Raw genomic sequence first — 19,335 nt, 5'->3', positions numbered from 1 at the left:
TTTTTCTTTTTTGCCTTGTATAATGTACCCAAGTTAGAAAGGTAGGGAATATTTTTGAAAAAAACATTTTACCATTATATGATGAAGCATCGTGCAGCTTTATTTAGAAATGAAATTTCAGATTTAGCAGAGGCGATGTATGATGATTTAAGTTTTCCGAAGCAATCTGAAGACTATGATGAAATTAGTTCATACTTAGAGTTGAGCGGAATGCTAGAAAGTATGTCTATATTTGATGAAGCCTGGGATTTATACATACAAGATAGATAAAAACTATTTGAAAACATACAGAATACATTACTTTGTGTAAAGTGAAGTATTCTGTATGTTTTTTTATACGAAATTTGTTGATTTAAAGCTAGTCTAGTTACTAGCTTTTTTTTGAGTGTAACGTAAATTTTATAAGATTATAATTTTTATTGAAAAAATTTATGAATATAAGCTTCTGTGATAAGCGTTTTTATGTAGGTTGCATATACTGATATCAAAATCACGACGTCAAAAAAAGGAGAGATAGAGATGGCAAGAAAAAAACAACCTAAATACAACGTAGGGGACATAGTCGTGATTACGCTATATGGAACCGTTGGGAAAATCACAAATATGAAGGTTTTAGATGGAGTTTATGTATACGAAGTCAATAATCACGATGGATTTTACGTAGAGCAAACATTGCAGCACGTTACAGAGCAAGATATGAAAAAGGGCGATACGGAGTGGATTGAATTAAATTATAATTTCACGTTTGGTGATCTTGTGCAAGTAACTGGATATGATAAAGATGTTTTCCGTATTGTTGGTTTTCGTACAGAAGTATGGAGATATAAGAATGACGCCTGGGAAGATACAATTTATGAATTGTCACGGATTACGGATGGTGAATGGTTAGAAGCGGATGAGTCAGATTTAACGTTACTTGCGAATGCTCAAACGGCAAATGCAATTTTGAAGAAACTGAAACAAGATAAAGCAGGTATGAATAAATTAGATTTAGGTAAGTTAAAGTCAATTAACAACTCGAAAAAAGTGAGTGTTAAGACGAATCGTCAAGAAATCATTGATGGGTTACTTGATATTTATAACGATTATCAATTATTGTTCGATACATTTAAAGATGAAGAATATAAAATTGTAATGGATGTTGTTCATAATTATTTAGTTAAATTGACAGAGAAAAAATAGTTAACTAGAAAGAGAGAATAAATTGAACAACAACATATGCAGTATAAGGTATGCCTACAACTATTAAAAAAATAAAAAGCCACTTTATAAGAGAGTCTGCCCATTGATCTTCATGCATGAACTCTTCTTTTGTTTGTCCTACTTCATATTGATTTTCCATTATTATTTCCCCCTTTGAATAGCTTGTACTACAATCGTATGCATCTCGTCCAAAGCTTATGACCTATAAAAAAATAAAATCTATTTTTCTAATCTCATATACATAATTTTGAGATTTTTTCATAAAACAGAAATAAAGGAGTGATGCTCATGAAGGAAATTGAAGTCGTGATTGATACGGAAGAGATTGCGGAGTTTTTTTATGAGCAACTAATTGAAAGAGGGTACGTCCCAAAACGAGAAGAAATTGAAGATCTCGCAGATATTACATTTGAGTATTTATTAGAGAAATGCATGATTGATGAAGTTTTTGATGAAGAGGATGAATGAAAGTAACGACGGGCATAACTCGTCGTTTTTTACTCTTTACAAACCTGTCACAAATATAGTCAATAATTATTGGTATAATGAAAAGGAAATTTTACTCAAGAGGTGAAGGGATGTTCAAAAAAATTATTGATTCTTTATTAGGAAAGAAAAAATATCGTTCGTATTCAAGTAGTGATTATCGTCGTAGAGGGCGCTCTTATTCAAGTAGCGATTATAAACGACGTTCATCTGGTTATGGACATCAACATTATAAAAGAAAACGTAAAAGCCGTAGCTTCTTTTCAAGTAGCTGATGAAATGGCGTCGTGTACTAGCATTATTTGATAGACCACTGCGAAAAAATACAATTGTTGCAGAACGTTATAAAATTGAATCAGTAATTGGAATGGGCAGTTATGGGGTTACATATGTCGTTAATGATTTACAAATAAATAGATATAAAGTCTTAAAACAATTAAGACAAAGTAAACAAAGATATGAGTCTGGTAGAAAATCATTTGAACAAGAGAAAATGATTTTACAAACATTGAATCATCATGCAATTCCTAGTCTATATGATCATTTCATATGGGAGAAAAAGAGCTTCTTTGTGATGGAGTACATGCCTGGTAAAAATTTTGAAGATTATATTTTCATAGATGGGTATGTATATACAGAACGTGAAGTTTTTGAGATTTTATATAAAATATTAGAAATTGTATCGGTGTTTCATAGTGAAGGCATTATTCATCGAGATTTACGCATTCCAAACATACTAATGAAAGAAAATCAAATTAGTATTATTGATTTTGGATTGGCTAAATGGAAAGGTGAGGATGATGAGCGAGCTACAACTTACGAAGGTGAACAAGCTTTGATGCGAGAAGTTCACTTTCGTAGCGACTTTTATGCGCTCGGTCATTTCTCATTATTTTTATTATATGCAGGATATGAATCTAATGAAAAACAGGAAAAACCATGGTACGAAGAATTAACTTTGGAAAATTATAATCGCGAAATTCTTATGAGAATGTTACAAATAAAAACGCCGTACTATGAGAATGTACAAGATTTAAAACAAGATGTAGCTTCTGTTTTAGAAAGGATGGAGACTCCATGTTTCAAAAGTTTTTAGCAAGCGTTGGTATTGGAAGTGCAAAGGTAGATACTGTTCTTGAAAAAGATGAGTATATTGTTGGGGAAGAAATAGTTGGAAAGGTTCATATAACTGGAGGTTCAGTTAGCCAACAAATTGAAAGCATTTACTTAACATTATCGACGTCGTATGTACGAGAAGTGGATGATAAAAAAGTAACAGCAACATATGATTTAGAGCGAGTACGCTTAACAGAACCTTTTTCTGTAGAACCGAATGAAAAAGTTGAAATTCCATTTTCTTTTCCAATGCCAATTGAAGCACCACTTACACTTGGTATGAAAACGGTTTGGATTCATACAGGTCTTGATATTAAACGTAGTATAGACCCAAGTGACCGCGACTACGTTCAAGTGTTACCCAATGCATTATTAAGTAGTGTTTTAGATAGTGTAAATGAATTAGGATTTAAAGCACGTCATATAGAATGTGAAGAATTACCGCATCGATTACGTAAGCAAGTTCCATTCGCACAAGAATTTGAGTTTATTCCGGTTTCTGGAGAGCATTATGGGAAATTAGATGAATTAGAATTATTAATCTTGCCATGTGCATACGACAGACTAGAAATTATTATGGAAGTAGATAGAAAATCCCGTGGTTTAGCTGGATTATTCGCTGAGGCGCTTGATCTTGATGAGAAGGTGATTCGTTTTACCGTAACAAGAGAAGATATCCCTGAGATGAAGCAAAAAATTAATAATTATATTTTTTAATAAACTATGCATAAAAAAGAAATGGAGAGGAAAACTAAAACAACCGCTCCATTTTTTTGCATAGTGAGGTTATGTATGTGAAACGATATCGACATTTATACTTGCTAAGTTTTACGTTACTCATTTGTTTTGTCGTATTATCACTTTCGTATCATACCGCTTGTATTGAGAATTTTGACAATATAGTCGCACATTTTATTCAAAGCTTTCGAAACGATTATTTGACGACCTATTTTACTTGGGTGTCTTTTATCGGTTCCAAAAGAATATATTTTCCATTACTCATTATTCTTGTAATGTATTTTCTCGTTAGAAAAAAGTTGCTTAGTGCGTTACTTCTAACAATTAATTACTACGGATCTCGTTATTTAAACAGTATGCTTAAACTATGGTACGAACGAGCAAGACCTGATGTCACGCAGCTTGTTACTGCGACTGGATATAGTTTTCCGAGCGGTCATACGATGAATGCTACTGCTTTTTTAGGATTTATTGCATACGTCACAATTACTGAAGATCGTATTTCGTTGCATAAAAAATTATTAATTATTCTTATAGCAAGCTTTGTTGTATTATCTATTTCAGTTAGCCGAATATATCTTGGCGTGCACTATCCATCTGACGTATTAGCAGGATGGGCAGCTGGCGGTAGCTGGCTCGTTTTATGTGTTATATTTCATAAAACGTTCATAAAAAAAGAACCTATGTCATAATAGGTTCTTTTTTCATTGGCTCAACATGAATGTGTGCATGGTAAATTCCAAACTTTTTGCGAAGCATAGCCTCGATATTGTCAGTAATACAGTGACTTTCTCCAACATCCATACGAGCATCTACTTCAATTGTAATATCAACGTACGTTTGATTCCCGTACATACGTGCTCGAATATCTACAATGTTTTCCACACCGCCAATATGCTCAATAGCATCAGCGTATTCTTCCATTTTATCAGGATCAATTCCATCTGTTAGCATATGAGAAGATTCTACGAAAATCTCCCATGCAGTTTTACAAATAATAAGACCGACAATTAAAGCGGCAATAGGGTCTAAAATAGGCATTTGGAACTGAGAACCGACAATACCTACTACAGTACCAATACTTACGAGTGCATCTGATAAATTATCCTTTGCAGCGGCTTCTAATGATTTACTTTTTGTTCGTGCTGCAATTTTTTTCGTATACAAATACACGCAGTACATAACGACAGCAGAAAATAAAGCAACCCATGCAGCGAGTACATTTGGTGCTGCTTGTTTCGGATTTAAGAAAGATTGAATGGCACTAATAACAACTTCTAATCCGACTGTTGCCATAATGAAGGACGCAACAAGTGATGCGATTTGTTCGGCCCGCGAATGCCCATACGGATGATCTGGGTCACGAGGTTTACGAGATATTTTTAGACCAATTAATATCGCTAAAGAAGCACCGATATCCGTTAAGTTATTTAAACCGTCAGCACGTAATGCGCTAGAGAGGGTAATATAACTGATGATGATTTTCATAGAGGATAAAAATATGTAGGCCATAATGCTGACAATAGCACCTTTATCAGCTTCTTTATGAGAAAGAGTATCCATTTTAATCACTCACCTTTCTTTAAAGGAATTTCTTTCTATAAATAGAGTATCAAACGAAAGTCGTGTGGGTCTATACAAACATTGTTGACGTTTTATAGCTTTTTAAGAAGGGGATAACAAAGTTTCGTGAAGGAAAAATATGTTGAAAAGTACAAAGTCAGGGTGTAAACCGAATGGGAGTTTATTTACTAAAGAGATAGGAGGGTAGATGGATGAAGAAACGAATACTTTTCTTACTATGTATTATTCTTATAATGACAAGGTGTAATTCATTAAACGATGAAAAACGTCAAAAGATAATTGTGAAAATAGATGAAAGCCCTCTGAAAAATATTTTCCAGAGGGCTTTCATCTTAGTATGCTTCTAAAAACTCAGTAACTTGCTCTTCAGTTTTTGCGTTAGCACTATGTAAGTGGCCTAGCTTCTCACCATTTTGGTATACAAGTAAACTTGGAATACCCATTACTTGATACTCTTCAGCGATACTTGGAAACTCATCTTTATTAATAGAATACCATTCAAATTTATTGAACTCTTCCATTACATCTCCGATAAAGTTGTCCATACGTACGCAATCTGGGCACCATGTAGTAAAGAACTTAACAACTACAGGCTCCTCGCTTGCGATGATGTCTTTGAATTCTTGTTCTGTTTTAATTTCTTTCATAAGTAAAACTCCTTTCAATATCATACGAATTTATATACAAAATTCGTATTTGCAAACATGTTGCAAACTTATTATTTGTTTTTTAGTTTTGTAGTTCGTTCACACTTATAAAATTGTATGTAACATGACTGCGCTACTAAGTGTGAAAATAACGAAACCTCACTTTTCTTTATAAGCTTTTTCCAGGATTGTGTCAAACTTTTGAATTTTATACAGAAATTAAAGAAGCCCACACTTTGATTGAGTATGGGCAGAGGGACTAAAATTAATCGCTTATTAATTTCGAATAGATATTTAAATCGATAAGCTTTCCAGCTGATTTTTCGCTCTTTCTCAGAGTACCTTCAAAAGTAAAGTTTAATTTTTCTAATACTTTTATGGAATTTACATTTGCAGGTTCAACTTTTGCTTCAACACGATATAGTTTTAGATGTGTAAAAGCATAATCTAATAAAGAGGATATTGCTTCAGGTGCATATCCTTTACCCCAAAATGTTTTTGAAATATCATAGCCAATCTCAGTCTTTGAGTTTTCAAAATCTAAGGAATTATAGCCACATGAACCGATAATGTGATTAGATTCTTTTTCAATAATAGTAAAACGTATAGCTTTATTATTTTGAGCGAGTTCGTTAAGGAATTGAATCATATCTTTTGCCTGGTTCTCATCAGTGAAATTACTTATATTCATGAATTTAGTAACATCAGGATCAGACCATATTTTAAACATACTTAGTGAATCAGATGCTTTCATTTTCCTTAAATATAATCTCTGTGAGTGTAGTTCTGTAATCAATACTTTTACCTCCGTTATGTTGTAATGATAGGTAGATTAAAAATATTGATATCTGCGCATAATTCAGTCCCTTCTAGATTAATTAACTTTTATTATACAAGAAAATTACTACATTGAACAAAGGCGTTAATTGGAGGTAACGAAATGACAAACTCATCAATTGAATATTGCGTTCAGTGTGATTAAGAAAGTGGTGTATAAAGATGGGACGAGATGAGAGTTACTTCCAAACTAAAAAAGAGTAGATAATTTAAAAACATTTTACATTCATTTAACCATCTACATACTAGTCAATCTGATGCTTTTTTTACTTTTTAAGTAGTGAATTAGCTATTTTTTATTTTAATTACAAAAATTGAATAAGGTTAGAAATTATATGGTTGTAATGGGAATTAAGGGATATGAATAAAAAAATTTATCCCGCATTAACGAGCAGTAAGATCCTCACCTCAAAATTCAGCGGAAGCAAAGAAGTTAGGTGGAGTCGGGCTGCCCGTAAAAGCCCGATTGGTGAGGGCTGATTAAAGTTTCACTTTATTAGGGATTTGCCTTAAACATTTATTACAGTCAAGAATATTTATAATAATATGAACTAAAAAAGGTCCAATTTTTGTAATGTTGGAGGGGATTATTGTGGACATAACTCAAAGCGTATCAAGAATAGTGGTTAATGGGAAAGACCTTTCTTTCACTTCAGTTCAAACCTCTGCATGGAATCATGGACCTGTAAATGATTTAATCGTTACGACGAATCAGAGAGTGAATGAGCTTTATCAATTCATGTGGTCACAAGTACCGGTTACGATTTCGGTATATTTCCTTCAAGGAGCGGATTTACTTAGGTTCGTTAGGGTTGCGGGAATTAATGAGCGTGTAACAGGAGAATATGTATATCATTTCATTTGGTGATAAGAAGGAGTCAAAGTAGTCTAGCAGCTACTTTTTTATTTTGTCATTTGAATATAAGCGAGCGGACTAGCTTTATAGTACCCACTGAAATAAAGAATCATAATATAATTTGTAATAACTTATACGGAAGTGAGTTGAAAATCATGTTTTATTCATATTTTAATTCTGAAACTGGTATGCGACCAGCGTATGGTACATCTATAACGTATAGTGGAGCACAAAGTACAATCCAAGCTATTCAACAAGCATTGCAAATGCAACAACAATTGCAAATGCAGCAGCAAGGTGTACAACCGTATTATTCATCCGTAGAGTATTTTTACCCAGTACATCAAGTTACACCGTACGGAAGTTCTTTTCTGACTATTCCATATGGGACTGTATACAACTTATAACTAGTAAGGAATGAAGTGGTGTATATAAATAAGGGTGCAGGTTAATAGCGCCCTTATGAATAATAAAAATAGCTAGTCCAAACCTTATAAATCAATCTTACATAATATGTAGTAATAAGTTTGAAAGGGGAATTAGTATGTCTTGTTATTACTACTGTAAGTATTGTAAGGAGTATAAAAAGAAGCATCATGATTGTTGTAAGAACACTTGTAAGTGCCATGATAACAAGGACAATCTTGTTAGAGCATCCGCATTTAGAGCTAGAAATACAGTAAATCAAAATGTTCCTGCTAATACTTTTGTGAAAGTGTTATTTCAAAATGAACAATTTGATTTAGCGAATGAGTATAATCCAGCAACATCTATTTTTATGCCGAAGACTAAAGGAGTATATTCTATTATTGTAACGATTGGTTTCTTTCCAAACGATCCAACTTTAAATTATAGAGCACGTGTAGAAATTCGTGTGAATGGAAACGCAGCGATAGCTATAGATAATGACTTTTTTGGTCCAATAAGTTTTGGAAATGTAGTAAGTGTTTCGACGATTGTTCAATTGAATGCAGGGGATGAAGTTGAGATTTATGCGCAAAGTAGTATAGATGGAGTTTTAAGTCCTTTAGAAGATGGTGCACATTTTGAAGCAGCAAGATTTCCTTCTCCAATTAAATAAAGTCATTAAACAATGAGTTTACAGAAGCTTAAAGGTAAACCCTCACCGAAATGGTGAGGGTTTTTTACTCTATTAAAAATAGTAACAGGTCGTCCAAGCTATTCTAACCTATATAGCATACTATGTAAAAATAAGTGTAAAGGGGGACTAACTATGTCTTATTATTACTGTAAGTATTGTAAAGATTACAAAAAGGAAAGTCATGATTGTTATAGGAAAAGTAGTAAATGTGATAGGAAGTATGTAAAGGTGAAGTGTTGTGATGATAAGAAAGAGGAGCTTGTAAGGGCATCGGCATTTAGAGCTGTGAATACAGTTAATCAACCTGTTCTAGCAAATACTCCTGTTAAAGTATTATTTCAAAATGAACAATTTGATCTAGCGAATGAATATAATCCAGTAACATCCATTTTCACTCCGAAAACTAGAGGGGTATATAATGTATTAGGAAATATAACATTTTCTCCAAATGATTTTAATGTGAATTACAGAGCTAGAGTAGAAATTCGTGTAAATGGAAATCCAGCAATAGCGATAGATAATGATTTCTTTGGAACAGGAGTATTTTTTAATAATGATGTTTCAGTAACTACTATTCTTCAATTAGAAGCAGGAGATTTAGTTGAAGTTTTTGCAGAAAGTAGTATTGCGGGCGTAATTATACAAAATGTTAATGGTTTAAATACGGTTCACTTTGAAGCAGCAAGATTTCCTTCTCCAATTAAATAAAACAGATCATTAAATATTTTTTAGTAGGTTTAGTTAATCCCCTTACCAAATGGTGGGGGATTATTTTTGTTTTTCTAAAATATATAAGTAAATAGGTAAAGTATAGTTTAATTTTCAGAGGCTTCAACCTTCTTCAGGTAATGAACAAAATAATATGTAAATAAGTAACATGCTTCTGAAAACTCATTGTTAGTAAGTTTACTAGTTTTCTTATAGAACAAGAAAGACGGAATACATAAAAAATCGTATCATTACGTTTTTTTTACTATATAGAAATTACATATTGAACATAGATTTGTGTAGGCAATGCTAATACACTGAAAAGAATAACATAAAGGCGAGTACACTATATAAAAACAAAATCAATCCTAAGATGAGTAGTATTGGATGCAGCTTGAACATATTTGACCTCCTTGCGTATATAAAGAATTTTAATATATTGTTGGTCAATTTAGAAGGGGGACGGTTACATAAAAAAAGAGCATACATAAAAAGTACGCTCTAAAGAAAGATAGGTTTTATGAGTGGATAATCTCCATACGATAATATATGTTCTTTTAATAAAAATGTGTAAAAAATCAATGAATTATCAATGGAATATCATAAAATGTGTAATTTTAGTTTAGGAATGCATCTATTTTCTTTCTCAGTTATTTTAGGTAACAAATTTGTGAAAATCGTACATTATGCGGACTAACAACGGGATAGCGATCGTACTTCAGTCACATATTTCTTAAAGTCTGGATATTGCGTGATAGTTTGACATTTAGGGGTGCATAGTTGATTAATTATAGACACATTTGTAATTACTTCGTTACAAGGACCGAAAAATGTAACTTTTAGCTTTGAATTTGGTGGGATTTTGAACAAGATAGGTTTTTTTTCCATGAAATCAGCTCCTAATATTGAGTATTATAAGTTAAAGGATATAGAGTCGTATTAGTATAATATGAAATTTCAGTGGATTTGCTTATAATAAAGAATTTCATAGTAGTAAAAGTGCTTAAAGATGTAAAGGGGAAATTGAAAATACGAAGTAAAATGTTTAATTAATATAATCAATAAATACGCAAATGGTTAATATAACTAATGCATTTTTTAATTTGCTACATATTATGTTAGTAAGAATTGTATAAGGAGGTAGTATAAAATAGTGGAAGAAAATGTACAAGCTCAGCTTTCGCCACCATGGATCACATATTTTAATGAATTAAAAAATTCAATAGGTGCTGATCCAACTGTTACAGTTGGGCCGCTTATTCCTGTTGGTGGTAATTATATTATTTTAGTGCATGCGTTAAGTAATGAAAAAGCGAGAGCATTAGCAACGCTTTTAAAATCTTTTGTACAATTTGGGAATGTAAGTGTGACAGTTATTGTAACGAATAATGAGAATGAAATTGTAAATCCATTTCCTTGTCCACTAGATGCATTTGAAATAGCTCATTTATTTCAAGTAGCACTAGAAAATAATCCTTATTTTGAACAAGTTGTGGTACAGCCTCAGTTCCCTGGCGGACCGACTGTTGTCTTTCCGGTTTTCGCTGCGGAAGTCATTCAGTTTTTCAATGACGATATTTCTAACTTATGTCAAACGTTTACAGGTGTTGCTGCCAATGTATTTCGCGATGTAATGAATGATGAGGTTTGTGATAGCCCAATATTATTTTCTACAAGTTGTGTTATGAACAGTGAAAATACACAATTACAAAATAAAGATTTAACACCAAAATTGTTTTATTAGACTATAAAAAGACATTTTCATGAATAGAAAATGTCTTTTTTATGCACCAATAGTGTGCAGATTGGACAATTGTAGGTTAGCAGGAATAATCTTCAATGAATTAAAAATTTTCTGAATCTCAAATTTCATGGAAAGATAGTAATTTTGACTTAAGAAGATATAGAAAATGAGGAATGATTTATATTAGCTGAAAGGGAATTGATATTGGAAGTTTTAATTTAATAATGTAGGGGGATTTTTTCTAATATCCGTAAAAATGATTGATACCTTGATTGATAGGACGAGATTACATAACAAATGAATAGTAGGGTATATTTCAAATATGAGAATGTTTTATATGGTATATATGTTAAAGTTAATAGAAATATTTCTGAAAGAGAATATATTTTTTAAAACAGTAACGATTCTTTTTATTTATATTATAGATAGCTAGTTTTAGAGAGATAAGGTTTACAATAAAACAAGCTATGAATAAGACATTAAAAAGGAGCTGGAATGTATGGGTTATATTGTAGATATTTCAAAATGGAATGGAACTATCAATTGGGATATTGCAGCATCTCAGCTAGATTTAGTGATTGCTAGAGTTCAAGATGGCTCTAATACGGTGGATTTTATGTATCAAAATTATGTTAGTGAAATGAAAAAGTATAGTATCCCATTCGGTAATTATGCTTTTTGCCGTTTTATATCTATTGCTGATGCAAAAAAAGAGGCACAAGATTTTTGGAATCGTGGTGATCAATCAGCTAAGTTTTGGGTGGCGGACGTAGAAGTTCAAACGATGGCAGATATGCAAGGCGGGACACAGGCATTTATTGATGAATTACGCCGTTTAGGTGCGGAAAAAGTAGGATTATATGTAGGGCATCACATGTATTTATCATTTGGAGCACGTAATATTGAAGCTGATTTCGTATGGATCCCTCGTTATGGAGGGAATAAGCCAGCATATCCATGTGATATTTGGCAATATACGGATTCAGGGAATGTTCCTGGGATTGGGAAATGTGATCTGAATCGATTAGTAGGAAATAAGTCACTTTCTTGGTTTGTAGATTCGAACAAAGCAAATCAATCTAACATAGTGTATAAACAGCAACCGAATGGCATTGGTATTGCAGTTTCGAAATATCCTGATGGATACGGAATAAATTTATATGAGAATCCCATGAATCCTCAATTTACAGGTGCACTCACTCAGAAAATTCCATATTTAATCTTAACAGGTTATTGGGGAGGCGGTGAGCAAGATATGATTTGTTTAGGGAACGATAAGCAGTGGGCATATTTAAAACATTTTAAGGTGAAATGGTTTTATGCAACTTCGAAATATCCTGTCGGCTACAGAGTAAATTATTATGAAGAGCCTGAATGTATGAATTATAAAGGAAATATAGATGGATCGACATCTTTTCGAGTGTGGGGTAGAGTGGGAAATGCGGTAGATATCGGGCAGAATAGTTGGATACCTGAAGAACATGTAAGTATTAAGTAACTATAGCAGCCGTATTGTTTTTGAGGTGTATGTAAAGAGTCTTCTTACTATACATAATAGTAAGAAGACTCTTTATGTTTAAAAATGGAAATGCATGATACATAGTCAACTCATATGAAATGAATTACATGCAGAAAACACACTATTTTCACAATGCCTGTGTATAGTTAATTTGCATAATGATAAAAGTGAGGTATTTGAATTGAAAAAGAAAAAAATATTTATTGGAACAATTATTTCATGCGTGATGTTAGCATTATCTGCATGTGGTTCTTCAGACAACGTAGTAACATCAAAAGTAGGAAATGTTACAGAGAAAGAATTAAGTAAAGAATTAAGACAACAATATGGAGAAAGTACTTTATATCAAATGATGTTAAGTAAGGCATTGTTAGATAAATATAAAGTTTCGGATGAGGAAGCAAAAAAGAAAGTAGAAGAAGCAAAAGATAAAATGGGTGAGAACTTTAAATCAACTTTAGAACAACTTGGATTGAAAAATGAAGATGAATTAAAAGAAAAAATGAAGCCAGAAATTGCATTTGAGAAAGCGATTAAAGCAACAGTCACAGAAAAAGATGTGAAAGATAACTATAAACCAGAAATGAAAGTAAGTCACATTTTAGTGAAAGATGAAAAGACAGCTAAAGAAGTAAAGGAGAAAGTAAATAATGGTGAAGATTTTGCTGCCTTAGCAAAACAGTATTCAGAAGATACTGGTTCAAAGGAACAGGGCGGGGAAATATCTGGTTTTGCTCCTGGACAAACAGTGAAAGAATTTGAGGAAGCTGCGTATAAATTAGATGCAGGCCAAGTAAGTGATCCAGTTAAAACAACTTACGGTTACCATATTATTAAAGTGACGGATAAAAAAGAATTGAAGCCATTTGATGAAGTAAAGGAAAAAATTCGTAAAGATTTAGAACAACAAAGACTACAAGATACGACAGGTAAATGGAAACAACAAGTAGTCAATGATTTATTGAAAGATGCTGATATTAAAGTGAATAATAAAGAATTTAAAGATACATTTAAATTTCTAGAAAAGAAATAATGATTGTAATCATAATTAGAAAAGGGAACTCATATAGAGTTCCCTTTTCTAATTAGTGTGTGAGTTATAAATAGATAGTAAGACAATACAATATTACATTTAAATATTAAGAATTACAATGGGAAATAATGGATGATAATTAAAGGTGCTATAACTATTTCAACGAAAGTGGATATTATACGGTTTTCATTATGCAAGTTTGTTACATATATTTATTCTTTAATAATGGATATCGAACATAATTTAAAAAATAATACATATAATGTTTTTGAATAAATATTTAATATGGATAATTAGTAAAAAGCTGAGCATTCGAATGGAAAGGATGTTCTTTTTGGTGTGAAAATTTTAGGATAAATAATGAATCGTATTAAACGCGTCATTTACCACATCAATAAATTAAGGTGGGGAGAATATATGAAAGTAATCTTTCAAGGAGAGGGCGGCGCGAAAATTTTTGAGTCATATGATGAAAATGTAAGTGATTTATTAGCTATATTAAAAGAAACGAAAGGGATTAAAATCGGAATTGTTGAGTATAAAGTGTTAAAGTACGAACTTAATTATTTTCGTCATCCGAAAAAAGCGGATACAGAGAGAGAGTTACATATAATAGTACAACCTAAGTATATGTAATGAAATATAATAATAAAAATCACTGATTCAGTTTTGTAAAGTTTCATAGAGTATGTAAGAAAAGAGAGTGTTGTAAATGCTCTCTTTTCTTATGCTTTGTGAGTTCGTTCATCATAGTATATGTGTTCAGTTATAGATGGTTAATAAACGAAAAAATTTAAAACTTTTTTGTTTAGGCAGGGATTTTATATTTGAGTAAATAAATATACTATGAAGTATTTTTTATACGAATATTGGAGGAGTATAAAATGAGTTTAGCAAGTTACATAGGCTGTAATGTAGAAATTCCGTTAACGGAGCCCGATTCTAATGATGTAATTGTTTTTGGACGATGTTTTGCAGATGAAAGTATGCTTGAAATTGTACAAGAGTATCAATTCCAAAAAAATTACATATATGAGGTTTCAACTAGTTGGGGAATTGAACTTGTCGAGTGGCAAAACGTAAAGGAAAAAAAAGAAGCGAAAGAAAAACTTTTAACTTTATGCAAGATTATGGAAGGTTATTTGGAAGATGGAGACTATTTCGAATTATTCAGTTGTTGGGTTGGTGATGAAGATAAGGAACGAGTAGGGGAATTGAAATTAAAAATAAATCATTTTAATATAGATGAATTATGTATTCCAGAAAGAACATTAGTTAGAATAGAAAAATAAACATTGAAATATTTTTTAAGAAAAGGCGATTTCACTTTGTGTGAAGTCGCCTTTTAGTTGTTATATGCATTTTACATAAGAAATGAGAAGTTTATTTGATAAAGGAAAAAGTATGGAGATAAATAAAATTATGTTTTTTGTTAAAAAATAATAAGTATGGCTCTTCTCAAAAGAACATAAGTTCGTGTATAATAAGAACGAATGTTCTTTTGAGAGGTAACCTAATTATAGTTTAGAAGTAAATCCGAATTTAGTGCGTATTAAAAATAACTAAGGGATAGTATGGCTAAATAAATGTATAAATGATCAAGGAGATAAAAAATGAACGATGTAAAGATACAAAAAGAAGAAAGAGAGTGGGTTCCGTTTACAGTAATATCCGAACAACTTTTAAGTATGAGAAAGATTATTGGAGAGAAATTAAAAGTACAAAAACCGCTTTTAACAAACGAAGCAAAAGAGAGAATTTCTGATAAATTATTAACGTCATTACTGTCTGAGAAAGAAATATTGGTAACATATTTTGAAGATGGTTACATACTAACAAACTACATGACTGTTGTACATATCAATCCGGTAAAACAAATTGTAATTTGTACAGACGCCTTTTATAAAACTTACGTATTTAACGCTATGGATATTATTGAAATAACGTAAAAGAAGCTGAATATTAAATGGCAGCTTCTTTTATTTCTGATTTATGAGACAAATAATACAAGAAAAAGCAGCTAGCTTCGTGCTAGCTGCTGAGCCCCAGGGAAAGGGAGAAAAAGATAGGGTACTCCAAAATCAACAAGAGCTGTCAAACAGCCTGATTATAGTATAGACAAATTAAAATTTTCTATACAAAAAGTTGAACATAAGATTAGGCTGTACCCACTTGGTTTTGATCTGCAAGGTCAGAATCAAATGTATTGGTCGCGCTAACACCGCTAAAAGTATTAACAACAAAACCAACGTTTGATGCGCCAGAGCCATTATAAGCTTTCGTATTTTCTTTTGGAGAAACGTTGTAGAAATCACCTAAGTTAAATGAACCATTACTATTTTGTACAACTAAATTCCCTACAACTGATGGCATAATTTTCACCTGCTTTATAATAAGTTGTTAACATTACTATATGGAGTTATAGTCCAGATGGTTCATATAATAAAAATTGTGGAATAGTAAAACGTTTGGAGCATGGATTTCAATAAAAGTGTGTTAAAATTAATATAATAAAGTTGAGTAATTTTTTAAAAAAATTTGTATAATTGATATATACGAAAATAAAGGAGGCAAAATGTAATGAAAGATATTATGAAAAAAGTTGATTTAACAGATGCCAAATCAAGTAATCTTGTTGCACTAATTTATAGTAATGAAGTTATATTAGTTGAAGACGCATTTTGTCCAAATGAAATAAAATTAAAGTTTAATGAAATTGCAATTTTATCTGCAATTAAAACAGCTCATATTGCGAAAGTGTCTATTAGGAAAGAACTTGAAGCGCTTTTTCATGATACGGGTGTTATATTAGTGAAACAAAATGTTGATTATGGTAGTAGCCAATCTATTACCATGCATTTTGAGCAATTTAAAAAATTGCAATATGAGATTGAATATTTAAATAAAAGTATGTAATAAGGCAGCTAAATAAAGGTTCTATCATAAAGGTGGAATGTGTTGTGTTGAAAAAGTGGTTTGAAAATTATTTGGGTGAATCGCATTGTAAACATAAATATATTTTTATTAAGATGCAGGATAATGAGGATTTTAAAAAAAGGTACATTAGGTGTAGTTTATATTTACCAGTGTGAGAAATGTGGAAAAGAGAAGTTGAAATGTAAAAACGATAATGAAATAAACAATGAATTTTTAGATATATAGCAAAAAGTAACCATGATGGTTACTTTTTTTATTTATGTATGCAATATCAAAACCATTACTAAAGTATGAGTTGAGTTGATACTATAGTAAATGGCTGAATAAAAATGAAGAGAGTAAGATATAGGGAAGGAGGATGAGAGAAATGCAGAGAAAAGAAATTGGTAAATCTGTAATTATTACAGGTGTGACACAAGGGTTAGGACGTGCGATGGTTGATCGATTTCATGAATTAGGGTGGAACATATATGGTTGTGGACGTTCAAAAGATAAAATTGAGGAACTAAAAAAACAGTACAGTAAAATACATGATTTTCAAGTAATTGATGTTTCAGATTCTCAGCAAGTTAACAACTGGGCAAATTATATACTTAATAGACATACGGCTCCCGATATGATAATAAATAATGCATCGATTGTAAATCAAAATGCACAACTCTGGAAAATTACGGATCAAGAATTCGAAAATGTAATGAATGTAAACGTGAATGGTGTAGTGAATGTAATAAGAGCGTTTGTTCCCGCAATGGTAGCTAGGAAAGAAGGAATTATCATTAATATGAGTTCTAGTTGGGGGAGAGAAGGTGAAGCTGAGCTTGCGCCATATTGTGCCTCGAAATTTGCAATTGAAGGTATCACTAAATCTATGGCACTGGAATTACCTCATGGCATGGCTGTAGTTGCTTTAGATCCTGGAGGGAGTATTAGTACTCCAATGCTGAAGTCATGTGCGCCACAATATATAAATGAATCACCTACACCTGAAACTTGGTCACATAAAGCAACTCAATATATATTGAATATAACAATAGATAAAAATGGAGATTCATTGACATGCCCAGCATGCATATAAAAAGCACCTTTAAGGTGCTTTTTATATTAGTAGCACATTATATCATTCACAAAATTACATTTGAAAAATAAAATAAAAGATTAAGGGTGGAATTTATTTATTCCGCTATTTGCCAATCAGTAAGACCCCCACCTCAAAATTCAGCGAAAGCAAAGAATTTAGGCGGGGGATGAAGAAAACCCCACTGATTAAAGTTTCACTTTATTTTGAAGGGTTTAGAAAATATTTAAATAGGTGATAAAAATGAATCCAAGCGGTTTAAAAGTTACAGGGGCATGGTTTCAAGTAGGAGGGAACCTTACAGCTGCAATTGGAACGACAAGGGGATTTATTGGAGAAGAGAAAGTTGAATCGGATCTTGTTATTGTAGGAAGCTCATTACAAGCCCTCGGGTATATATTACAAATCATTGCGAGCAATTATGATGATGGGGAAGAAAAAAGAGAAAATCAAAATATAGGCTTAGAGAATCAAAGTAAATTACTTGATCAAATAGGAATTGAGCTATTAGCATTAGGGAATATATCAAATGTAATAGGAACATATTTTAATATAAATGAACAATCGAAAGAAAATGATTATCTTATTATTACAGGGAACAGTTTACAATCAATCGGTGCTTTTTTAGGAGTAGAAGCAGCTTTGATGGATATAAATGTACTACAGAAAATGATTATATTAGGTAACTCCATGCAAAGTTTAGGTGCTGGATTACAAGCGTATCAAGGTGTTTCAAATGTATTGAAAGATGAGAGAGAAAATGAAGATAGTATTTTTGATAAGAAGGATGAGAGAATAATTGCACTCATTGGTATTTGGATACAAGCGATAGGAACGTTAATTTCTGCAATTGGAGTAACTGCAATAGAGGAAGAAAATAGGCTAGAAAACAATGAAAAGGTTGAAATACTTATATAAATAGAAGGAGATACATGAATTTTATAGGTACGTTAAGATTAAAATAGTAGTAGGTTTTTTTGCCTATAGATAGAATAGATAAAGTAAGAGATGTTATATATACTTAATGAAAATTTATGTAACAACAACATCATAAGGTTTCTTTACGTATGTTTTGAAAAGGGATATATAAAATACAAAATAAGGAGTTTTCAAGGGATGATGTATTTATTAGCAATTTTTCTTCCACCTGTTGCTGTACTATTTTGTGGAAAACCAATTCAGGCAATAATAAATTTCATATTAACATTAATATTTTGGGTTCCAGGAGTTATACATGCAATTCTTGTAGTGCATGATAAAAAAGCTGATCGGCGTTTGAAAAAACAAATTCAAGCATATGATGAAATTAATAAGAGGAATCGAAGATAATTCATCTGTGAAATGTTTTTAAAAGAAAGGAGGATTAACCTCCTTTTTTTAGTGGGTGTTAAGTTTAAATTTTTGTGTGGCGGAAAGAATTTTTAATATAAGTTTTATGATAATAACTTTTAGATTGTGCATGTAATAGGCCAGTATAAATACTTTCTGGTACATTAAAGAAATCGTACATACCGTTCTTTAATTGGATTCGCAAAATCATAGAAAAAGGATTATAGCCAACAGCAACTATATTTTTTGAAATCACGGGAGATAGCTTCATCATTACGCAACTCCTCACTTTTCATTTTTAATAATTTCTTGTATATGTTGAGGTTGTGATGTTGAAATCCTTATAATTTAAGAGGTATTATACTTATATGCAATATATTAAATGTTTGTTATACGTAATTATAAGGAAGTTCACACGAAG

The 19,335-nt window shown here is 31.7% G+C and carries 28 protein-coding genes and 2 pseudogenes; 23 read left to right on the top strand and 7 right to left on the bottom strand.

Going from position 1 to position 19,335, the window contains the following annotated elements; all coding sequences use genetic code 11:
• Positions 1-54: 54 nt before the first annotated feature.
• Positions 55-270 (top strand): YozE family protein, encoded by a 216-nt coding sequence (locus MRP26_RS00335; protein WP_000750717.1) that lies wholly within the window; start codon positions 55-57, stop codon positions 268-270.
• A gap of 249 nt (positions 271-519) precedes the next feature.
• A complete protein-coding gene (locus MRP26_RS00330) occupies positions 520-1,182 on the top strand; it encodes a hypothetical protein (protein ID WP_000101498.1) in 663 nt (220 codons plus the stop codon).
• Between the two features lie 4 nt (positions 1,183-1,186).
• On the opposite strand, the gene MRP26_RS00325 is transcribed toward MRP26_RS00330, so the two are convergent.
• Positions 1,187-1,342: a DUF3930 family protein gene (locus tag MRP26_RS00325; protein WP_000431486.1), complete on the bottom strand. Its 156-nt coding sequence runs from the start codon at positions 1,340-1,342 to the stop codon at positions 1,187-1,189.
• A 149-nt stretch (positions 1,343-1,491) separates the two neighbouring features.
• Between MRP26_RS00325 and MRP26_RS00320 the strand changes: the two genes are divergently transcribed.
• The 5 genes from MRP26_RS00320 to MRP26_RS00300 all read left to right on the top strand — a co-directional run bounded on the left by MRP26_RS00320 (position 1,492) and on the right by MRP26_RS00300 (position 4,235).
• Positions 1,492-1,671: a YozD family protein gene (locus MRP26_RS00320; RefSeq protein ID WP_000658451.1), complete on the top strand. Its 180-nt coding sequence runs from the start codon at positions 1,492-1,494 to the stop codon at positions 1,669-1,671.
• A 110-nt stretch (positions 1,672-1,781) separates the two neighbouring features.
• A complete protein-coding gene (locus tag MRP26_RS00315; RefSeq protein ID WP_000473371.1) occupies positions 1,782-1,964 on the top strand; it encodes a hypothetical protein in 183 nt (60 codons plus the stop codon).
• A complete protein-coding gene (locus MRP26_RS00310) occupies positions 1,964-2,785 on the top strand; it encodes a serine/threonine protein kinase (protein ID WP_242805823.1) in 822 nt (273 codons plus the stop codon). The genes MRP26_RS00315 and MRP26_RS00310 overlap by 1 nt, the downstream gene beginning before the upstream one ends.
• On the top strand, positions 2,767-3,522 hold the full coding sequence (locus tag MRP26_RS00305) for a sporulation protein (RefSeq protein ID WP_029442235.1): 756 nt from the start codon (positions 2,767-2,769) through the stop codon (positions 3,520-3,522). Before MRP26_RS00310 ends, MRP26_RS00305 begins: the two co-directional genes overlap by 19 nt.
• A gap of 77 nt (positions 3,523-3,599) precedes the next feature.
• Positions 3,600-4,235 (top strand): phosphatase PAP2 family protein, encoded by a 636-nt coding sequence (locus tag MRP26_RS00300; protein ID WP_000833369.1) that lies wholly within the window; start codon positions 3,600-3,602, stop codon positions 4,233-4,235.
• Here MRP26_RS00300 and MRP26_RS00295 read toward each other — a convergent pair.
• From MRP26_RS00295 to MRP26_RS00285, 3 genes are all read right to left on the bottom strand, one after another.
• Positions 4,225-5,106, bottom strand: a complete 882-nt coding sequence (locus MRP26_RS00295; protein WP_000380385.1) for a cation diffusion facilitator family transporter — start codon at positions 5,104-5,106, stop codon at positions 4,225-4,227. The genes MRP26_RS00300 and MRP26_RS00295 overlap by 11 nt on opposite strands.
• Positions 5,107-5,459: 353 nt before the next feature.
• Positions 5,460-5,774: a thioredoxin family protein gene (locus tag MRP26_RS00290; protein WP_000658787.1), complete on the bottom strand. Its 315-nt coding sequence runs from the start codon at positions 5,772-5,774 to the stop codon at positions 5,460-5,462.
• Between the two features lie 265 nt (positions 5,775-6,039).
• A complete protein-coding gene (locus MRP26_RS00285) occupies positions 6,040-6,570 on the bottom strand; it encodes a GNAT family N-acetyltransferase (RefSeq protein WP_069355541.1) in 531 nt (176 codons plus the stop codon).
• A gap of 203 nt (positions 6,571-6,773) precedes the next feature.
• On the opposite strand from MRP26_RS00285, the pseudogene MRP26_RS00280 reads away from it, so the two are divergent.
• The 5 genes and pseudogenes from MRP26_RS00280 to MRP26_RS00260 all read left to right on the top strand — a co-directional run.
• Positions 6,774-6,883, top strand: a pseudogene (locus MRP26_RS00280) (2TM domain-containing protein); the annotation flags it as partial.
• Positions 6,884-7,203: 320 nt separating this feature from the next.
• Positions 7,204-7,479 (top strand): hypothetical protein, encoded by a 276-nt coding sequence (locus MRP26_RS00275; protein WP_000355695.1) that lies wholly within the window; start codon positions 7,204-7,206, stop codon positions 7,477-7,479.
• Positions 7,480-7,622: 143 nt separating this feature from the next.
• Positions 7,623-7,874, top strand: coding sequence for a DUF3947 family protein (locus tag MRP26_RS00270; protein ID WP_053564577.1), 252 nt, complete (start codon positions 7,623-7,625; stop codon positions 7,872-7,874).
• Positions 7,875-8,011: 137 nt separating this feature from the next.
• Positions 8,012-8,548: a complement C1q domain-containing protein gene (locus MRP26_RS00265; protein ID WP_242805822.1), complete on the top strand. Its 537-nt coding sequence runs from the start codon at positions 8,012-8,014 to the stop codon at positions 8,546-8,548.
• Between the two features lie 153 nt (positions 8,549-8,701).
• A complete protein-coding gene (locus tag MRP26_RS00260; protein WP_053564576.1) occupies positions 8,702-9,277 on the top strand; it encodes a complement C1q domain-containing protein in 576 nt (191 codons plus the stop codon).
• Positions 9,278-9,970: 693 nt separating this feature from the next.
• Here MRP26_RS00260 and MRP26_RS00255 read toward each other — a convergent pair.
• Positions 9,971-10,165, bottom strand: a complete 195-nt coding sequence (locus tag MRP26_RS00255) for a hypothetical protein (protein WP_075716934.1) — start codon at positions 10,163-10,165, stop codon at positions 9,971-9,973.
• Between the two features lie 265 nt (positions 10,166-10,430).
• On the opposite strand from MRP26_RS00255, the gene MRP26_RS00250 reads away from it, so the two are divergent.
• The 6 genes from MRP26_RS00250 (at position 10,431) to MRP26_RS00225 (ending at position 15,522) form a co-directional block, all read left to right on the top strand.
• Positions 10,431-11,021, top strand: a complete 591-nt coding sequence (locus MRP26_RS00250; RefSeq protein WP_242805821.1) for a hypothetical protein — start codon at positions 10,431-10,433, stop codon at positions 11,019-11,021.
• 499 nt (positions 11,022-11,520) lie between these two features.
• On the top strand, positions 11,521-12,519 hold the full coding sequence (locus tag MRP26_RS00245) for a glycoside hydrolase family 25 protein (protein WP_061660148.1): 999 nt from the start codon (positions 11,521-11,523) through the stop codon (positions 12,517-12,519).
• A 202-nt stretch (positions 12,520-12,721) separates the two neighbouring features.
• Positions 12,722-13,573, top strand: a complete 852-nt coding sequence (locus MRP26_RS00240) for a peptidylprolyl isomerase PrsA (RefSeq protein WP_000727352.1) — start codon at positions 12,722-12,724, stop codon at positions 13,571-13,573.
• Between the two features lie 417 nt (positions 13,574-13,990).
• Positions 13,991-14,209, top strand: a complete 219-nt coding sequence (locus tag MRP26_RS00235) for a hypothetical protein (protein WP_000864277.1) — start codon at positions 13,991-13,993, stop codon at positions 14,207-14,209.
• A 248-nt stretch (positions 14,210-14,457) separates the two neighbouring features.
• Positions 14,458-14,865, top strand: a complete 408-nt coding sequence (locus MRP26_RS00230) for a hypothetical protein (RefSeq protein WP_053564574.1) — start codon at positions 14,458-14,460, stop codon at positions 14,863-14,865.
• Positions 14,866-15,186: 321 nt separating this feature from the next.
• Positions 15,187-15,522 (top strand): YolD-like family protein, encoded by a 336-nt coding sequence (locus MRP26_RS00225; RefSeq protein ID WP_242805820.1) that lies wholly within the window; start codon positions 15,187-15,189, stop codon positions 15,520-15,522.
• A gap of 208 nt (positions 15,523-15,730) precedes the next feature.
• On the opposite strand, the gene gerPF is transcribed toward MRP26_RS00225, so the two are convergent.
• A complete protein-coding gene (gene gerPF / locus MRP26_RS00220; RefSeq protein WP_001141569.1) occupies positions 15,731-15,946 on the bottom strand; it encodes a spore germination protein GerPF in 216 nt (71 codons plus the stop codon).
• Positions 15,947-16,153: 207 nt separating this feature from the next.
• Here gerPF and MRP26_RS00215 point away from each other — a divergent pair, with 207 nt between their 5' ends.
• The 5 genes and pseudogenes from MRP26_RS00215 to MRP26_RS00200 all read left to right on the top strand — a co-directional run bounded on the left by MRP26_RS00215 (position 16,154) and on the right by MRP26_RS00200 (position 18,914).
• Complete coding sequence (locus tag MRP26_RS00215) at positions 16,154-16,489, top strand: hypothetical protein (protein ID WP_000651909.1); 336 nt, start codon at positions 16,154-16,156, stop codon at positions 16,487-16,489.
• Positions 16,490-16,533: 44 nt separating this feature from the next.
• A pseudogene (locus MRP26_RS30870) lies at positions 16,534-16,735 on the top strand (hypothetical protein).
• A gap of 142 nt (positions 16,736-16,877) precedes the next feature.
• Positions 16,878-17,585, top strand: coding sequence for an SDR family oxidoreductase (locus MRP26_RS00210; RefSeq protein WP_053564573.1), 708 nt, complete (start codon positions 16,878-16,880; stop codon positions 17,583-17,585).
• Positions 17,586-17,828: 243 nt separating this feature from the next.
• Complete coding sequence (locus MRP26_RS00205) at positions 17,829-18,503, top strand: DUF6944 family repetitive protein (protein ID WP_053564572.1); 675 nt, start codon at positions 17,829-17,831, stop codon at positions 18,501-18,503.
• Between the two features lie 198 nt (positions 18,504-18,701).
• Positions 18,702-18,914 (top strand): YqaE/Pmp3 family membrane protein, encoded by a 213-nt coding sequence (locus MRP26_RS00200; protein WP_000990219.1) that lies wholly within the window; start codon positions 18,702-18,704, stop codon positions 18,912-18,914.
• A 64-nt stretch (positions 18,915-18,978) separates the two neighbouring features.
• Here the strand turns inward: MRP26_RS00200 and MRP26_RS00195 are convergent, their stop codons facing one another.
• The gene (locus tag MRP26_RS00195; protein ID WP_000977080.1) at positions 18,979-19,188 is read right to left on the bottom strand and encodes a KTSC domain-containing protein; all 210 of its coding nucleotides are present in this window, start codon (positions 19,186-19,188) and stop codon (positions 18,979-18,981) included.
• Between the last annotated feature and the right edge of the window lie 147 nt (positions 19,189-19,335).

Source organism: Bacillus sp. CCB-MMP212 (genome assembly GCF_022748145.1).
Taxonomy (GTDB): domain Bacteria; phylum Bacillota; class Bacilli; order Bacillales; family Bacillaceae_G; genus Bacillus_A; species Bacillus_A cereus.
Note: the sequence above shows the minus strand (reverse complement) of the source record. Positions and strands in the feature narration are given on the sequence as shown.

Coding starts and splice junctions, on each gene's coding strand:
- MRP26_RS00330 (WP_000101498.1), top strand. CDS start 520: ATGGCAAGAAAAAAACAACCTAAATACAACGTAGGGGACATAGTCGTG.
- MRP26_RS00325 (WP_000431486.1), bottom strand. CDS start 1,342: ATGGAAAATCAATATGAAGTAGGACAAACAAAAGAAGAGTTCATGCAT.
- MRP26_RS00320 (WP_000658451.1), top strand. CDS start 1,492: ATGAAGGAAATTGAAGTCGTGATTGATACGGAAGAGATTGCGGAGTTT.
- MRP26_RS00315 (WP_000473371.1), top strand. CDS start 1,782: ATGTTCAAAAAAATTATTGATTCTTTATTAGGAAAGAAAAAATATCGT.
- MRP26_RS00310 (WP_242805823.1), top strand. CDS start 1,964: ATGAAATGGCGTCGTGTACTAGCATTATTTGATAGACCACTGCGAAAA.
- MRP26_RS00305 (WP_029442235.1), top strand. CDS start 2,767: ATGTTTCAAAAGTTTTTAGCAAGCGTTGGTATTGGAAGTGCAAAGGTA.
- MRP26_RS00295 (WP_000380385.1), bottom strand. CDS start 5,106: ATGGATACTCTTTCTCATAAAGAAGCTGATAAAGGTGCTATTGTCAGC.
- MRP26_RS00290 (WP_000658787.1), bottom strand. CDS start 5,774: ATGAAAGAAATTAAAACAGAACAAGAATTCAAAGACATCATCGCAAGC.
- MRP26_RS00270 (WP_053564577.1), top strand. CDS start 7,623: ATGTTTTATTCATATTTTAATTCTGAAACTGGTATGCGACCAGCGTAT.
- MRP26_RS00265 (WP_242805822.1), top strand. CDS start 8,012: ATGTCTTGTTATTACTACTGTAAGTATTGTAAGGAGTATAAAAAGAAG.
- MRP26_RS00260 (WP_053564576.1), top strand. CDS start 8,702: ATGTCTTATTATTACTGTAAGTATTGTAAAGATTACAAAAAGGAAAGT.
- MRP26_RS00255 (WP_075716934.1), bottom strand. CDS start 10,165: ATGGAAAAAAAACCTATCTTGTTCAAAATCCCACCAAATTCAAAGCTA.
- MRP26_RS00245 (WP_061660148.1), top strand. CDS start 11,521: ATGGGTTATATTGTAGATATTTCAAAATGGAATGGAACTATCAATTGG.
- MRP26_RS00235 (WP_000864277.1), top strand. CDS start 13,991: ATGAAAGTAATCTTTCAAGGAGAGGGCGGCGCGAAAATTTTTGAGTCA.
- MRP26_RS00230 (WP_053564574.1), top strand. CDS start 14,458: ATGAGTTTAGCAAGTTACATAGGCTGTAATGTAGAAATTCCGTTAACG.
- MRP26_RS00225 (WP_242805820.1), top strand. CDS start 15,187: ATGAACGATGTAAAGATACAAAAAGAAGAAAGAGAGTGGGTTCCGTTT.
- gerPF (WP_001141569.1), bottom strand. CDS start 15,946: ATGCCATCAGTTGTAGGGAATTTAGTTGTACAAAATAGTAATGGTTCA.
- MRP26_RS00215 (WP_000651909.1), top strand. CDS start 16,154: ATGAAAGATATTATGAAAAAAGTTGATTTAACAGATGCCAAATCAAGT.
- MRP26_RS00210 (WP_053564573.1), top strand. CDS start 16,878: ATGCAGAGAAAAGAAATTGGTAAATCTGTAATTATTACAGGTGTGACA.
- MRP26_RS00205 (WP_053564572.1), top strand. CDS start 17,829: ATGAATCCAAGCGGTTTAAAAGTTACAGGGGCATGGTTTCAAGTAGGA.
- MRP26_RS00200 (WP_000990219.1), top strand. CDS start 18,702: ATGATGTATTTATTAGCAATTTTTCTTCCACCTGTTGCTGTACTATTT.
- MRP26_RS00195 (WP_000977080.1), bottom strand. CDS start 19,188: ATGATGAAGCTATCTCCCGTGATTTCAAAAAATATAGTTGCTGTTGGC.